Origin of the sequence: Methylobacterium sp. WL19, from assembly GCF_008040005.1 — a bacterium.
Lineage (GTDB): Bacteria > Pseudomonadota > Alphaproteobacteria > Rhizobiales > Beijerinckiaceae > Methylobacterium > Methylobacterium bullatum.
Genome location: NZ_VRVC01000236.1, coordinates 1 through 2,958, shown reverse-complemented (window position 1 = coordinate 2,958; position 2,958 = coordinate 1). Strand labels below are relative to the sequence as shown.

The 2,958-nt window shown below is 74.1% G+C and carries 7 protein-coding genes; 6 read left to right on the top strand and 1 reads right to left on the bottom strand.

The features are described from left to right. A partial coding sequence (locus tag FV220_RS24605; RefSeq protein ID WP_246689539.1) for a S1 family peptidase occupies window positions 1-621 on the bottom strand: 621 nt, incomplete at its 3' end. Between the two features lie 50 nt (window positions 622-671). On the opposite strand from FV220_RS24605, the gene FV220_RS24600 reads away from it, so the two are divergent. From FV220_RS24600 to FV220_RS24575, 6 genes are all read left to right on the top strand, one after another. Then, a complete protein-coding gene (locus tag FV220_RS24600) occupies window positions 672-1,232 on the top strand; it encodes a phage head-tail connector protein (RefSeq protein ID WP_147833538.1) in 561 nt (186 codons plus the stop codon). A gap of 22 nt (window positions 1,233-1,254) precedes the next feature. Continuing rightward, window positions 1,255-1,602: a phage head closure protein gene (locus FV220_RS24595; RefSeq protein ID WP_056143366.1), complete on the top strand. Its 348-nt coding sequence runs from the start codon at window positions 1,255-1,257 to the stop codon at window positions 1,600-1,602. Then, complete coding sequence (locus FV220_RS24590; protein WP_082473118.1) at window positions 1,599-2,039, top strand: DUF3168 domain-containing protein; 441 nt, start codon at window positions 1,599-1,601, stop codon at window positions 2,037-2,039. The genes FV220_RS24595 and FV220_RS24590 overlap by 4 nt, the downstream gene beginning before the upstream one ends. 62 nt (window positions 2,040-2,101) lie before the next feature. Then, complete coding sequence (locus FV220_RS24585; protein WP_147833537.1) at window positions 2,102-2,509, top strand: phage major tail protein, TP901-1 family; 408 nt, start codon at window positions 2,102-2,104, stop codon at window positions 2,507-2,509. Further along, on the top strand, window positions 2,509-2,832 hold the full coding sequence (locus FV220_RS24580) for a gene transfer agent family protein (RefSeq protein WP_056143364.1): 324 nt from the start codon (window positions 2,509-2,511) through the stop codon (window positions 2,830-2,832). Before FV220_RS24585 ends, FV220_RS24580 begins: the two co-directional genes overlap by 1 nt. Further along, window positions 2,829-2,958: phage tail assembly chaperone (locus FV220_RS24575; RefSeq protein WP_147833536.1), on the top strand; the 130-nt coding region annotated here is incomplete at its 3' end. The genes FV220_RS24580 and FV220_RS24575, both read left to right, overlap by 4 nt.

The window sequence follows — 2,958 nt, the reverse complement described above, 5'->3', positions numbered from 1 at the left end:
GGCCAGCGGCGGCGCACCGGGCGCCTCCGCGATCGGCCCGCCGGAATCGCCCTGGCAGGCGCCGGATGCGCCGCCGGACGGCTTCATCCAGACCAGGATGCGGCTCTGCCCGTAGGGCTCGACCACGGGGAGGACGGCGCTGCGGAAGGTGCCGGTGGTGCGCGCCTCGCCCGGTTTCGACACCCCGTAGCCGGAGAGGACGAGGCTCTCGCCGGCGCGCGGCAGCGCGGCGCTCAGGGGGGTCGGCCGGAAGCGGCCGGGAAGCGGTGTCGCGGTGCGGACGAGCGCCAAGTCGATGGAGCGCCGGCGCCCGGCGATGGCGCCCGCATCGTAGCCGGGATGGACCGCGCGGGCCGCGAGATCGACCAGCACCGGCTGGCCCGCCTCGTCGCGAAAATGCACCCGGTGCTCCGCGCCGCCCCGGCGGGAGCCCACCGCCACGCAATGGCCCGCCGTCAGCACCGCATCCTGCGCCACGACGATGCCGGTGCACACGCCGCCGTTCGAGGACAGCACCATCACGGCCGAGCCGGCCGCCTCCGGCGCCTCGCGGCCGCCGATCACGGCACCGGCCGGCGCGGCGGCGAGGCCGAGCAGCAGCGCGATACCCGCAGACCGCATGTCGAGATCCATTCCGCCCATCCCCTTCATCGCCCCACCCGGAGACGACGATGAGTCCGATACGCGTCGATGCCGCCATCGTCGAGCCGGTCACGTTGGCCGACATGCGCGCCCACCTGCGCCTCGACCCGGATAACACCGCCGAGGACGGTCTGGTGGAGGGCCTGATCGCCTCGGCCCGCGCCATGGTGGAGCTGGCGACGCGGCGCATCCTGGCGCCGGGCCGCTACCGGGTGATGCTCACGGCCTGGCCCGCCGACGGATTCGTGCCCCTGCCCCTGAGCCCCCTCGTCGCCCTGGCGAGCGCGGGCTCGGTGGATGCGACCGGGACCGTCACGGCCTTCGCCCCCGGCCTCGTCCGCCTCGCGCCGGATACGGTGGAAGCGCCGGGGCTGATCGTCTCCCCCGCCCTTCCCTCGCTCGCCCGGGCCGCCGCCCTGATCGAGGTCGATGCCGGATACGGAGGGGCGGGTCCACCGGTCCCCCCCGCCCTCGTCCAGGCGATCCGGCTCGTGGCGGCGCACGGGTTCGAGAACCGGGGCGACCTGCCGGTGACCCTCGCCCCGATGGTGGAGGCGCTCGTCGCGCCGCACCGCCGGATGCGCCTCTAACCGTACCGTCCGGAGCTCTGCCATGACGCACCCGCCCATCGGCGCGCGGCGACGCCGCTACGTGCTCGAACGCTTCGTCGACGACCCGGACGGTTTCGGCGGGCACCTTCGCCGGTTCGTGGCTGGCCCGCTCCTCTGGGGCACGCTGGACTCCACCGGCCATGCCGAGCGCACGCGCGGCGGCCGGTCCGATGCGGTGGCGACCCACCGCATTCGCATCGCCTACCGCGCCGACGTCACGCCCGCCATGCGGCTCGTCTCCGGCTCGCGCCGCTTCGCCATCCGCGCGGCGGGCGATCCCGACGGGCGCGGGCGCGACCTCGTCTGCGAGGTCGAGGAGCTGATCGAAGCCACGGGAGCCCCGACGTGAGCGATGCCCTGTCCCTTCCGGCCAACCCGCTCCTCGCCCTGCGGGCCGCCATCCTCACCGTCCTCGGCACTGATGCGGAGCTTGGCCGGCTCATGGGCGGCGCGGTCCGCATCCATGACGAGCCCCCGCGCGGCGCGGCGCCCGTCTACGCGCTGTTCGGCCCCGCCGAGATGCGGGACGATTCCGTCGACGGCGCGCTGCGCCATACCCATCGGCTCGGGCTGATCCTCTTCGCCAGGCCCGGATCGAGCCGCGGCGCCATCGAGGCCGCCGGCCGGGCCGCCGCGCTCCTGCACGAGGCGCTGCTCTCCCCCGCCGGCCATGGCCTGTCGATCCTGCGGGTCGAATCCCTCGCCTGCGCCCGTGACGAGCGCAGCGGCGAGACCCGCGCCATCCTCACCCTCCAGGCTGTCACCGAGCGGCTGCCGACCTCCTGAACCGGTTTTGCTCCGCGGAACCGGTGGCCACCTTTGCGAAACCCGCTTCAAGGAGCGACCCCATGAGTGCCCAGAAAGGCAAGGACCTCCTCATCCGGATCAGCGAGGGAACGGGGTTCACGGCGGTGGCCGGCCTGCGCGCCCGGCAGCTCGCCTTCAACGCCGAGACCGTGGACGTGACGAGCGCCGAATCCGTCGGGCGCTGGCGCGAGCTGCTGGCCGGGGCGGGGGTGCGCCGCGCGGCCGTCTCCGGCTCGGGCGTTTTTCGCGACGAGGCCTCCGATGCGCGCCTGCGCCAGATGTTCTTCGACGGCAGCATCGACACGCTTCAGGTCGTGGTGCCGGCCTTCGGCACGATCCAGGGCCTGTTTCAGATCACCAGTCTGGAATATCGCGGCGACCATGCCAGCGAGGTGACCTTCGACATGGCCCTCGATTCGGCCGGGCCCCTCACCTTTACGAGCCTGTGATGGCCAACCGCAGACGCGGAGAGGTCTCCGTCGCGATCGGGGACCGGCGCTACACCCTGTGCCTCACCCTGGGAGCCCTGGCCGAGTTGGAAGACGCGCTCGGCGCCTCCGATCTCACCGGCCTCGCGGGCCGCTTCGCCGAGGGCCGCCTCGCCAGCCGCGACCTCATCGCCCTCCTTGGCGCGACCCTGCGCGGCGGCGGCCACGATCTCGACGACGAGGCGGTGGCGCGGCTGCCGCTCTCCGGGGGGATCGAACCCATCGCAACGGCCCTCGGCGAGGCGCTCGCCGCCGCCTTCGGGGCCGAGACGCCGGACCCTTGAGCCCCACGGGCGGGATCGCGCCGGAGGCTCCCTCCGCCTTCCCGTGGGACGAGGCCATGGCCCTGGGCCTGAACGCCCTGCGCTGGAGCCCGCGCGACTTCTGGGCGGCGACGCCCCGCGAATTGA

What these genes read in the sequence shown, in the direction of transcription:
- FV220_RS24600 (WP_147833538.1), top strand. Translation starts at nt 672, where the DNA reads ATGAGTCCGATACGCGTCGATGCCGCCATCGTCGAGCCGGTCACGTTG.
- FV220_RS24595 (WP_056143366.1), top strand. Translation starts at nt 1,255, where the DNA reads ATGACGCACCCGCCCATCGGCGCGCGGCGACGCCGCTACGTGCTCGAA.
- FV220_RS24585 (WP_147833537.1), top strand. Translation starts at nt 2,102, where the DNA reads ATGAGTGCCCAGAAAGGCAAGGACCTCCTCATCCGGATCAGCGAGGGA.
- FV220_RS24580 (WP_056143364.1), top strand. Translation starts at nt 2,509, where the DNA reads ATGGCCAACCGCAGACGCGGAGAGGTCTCCGTCGCGATCGGGGACCGG.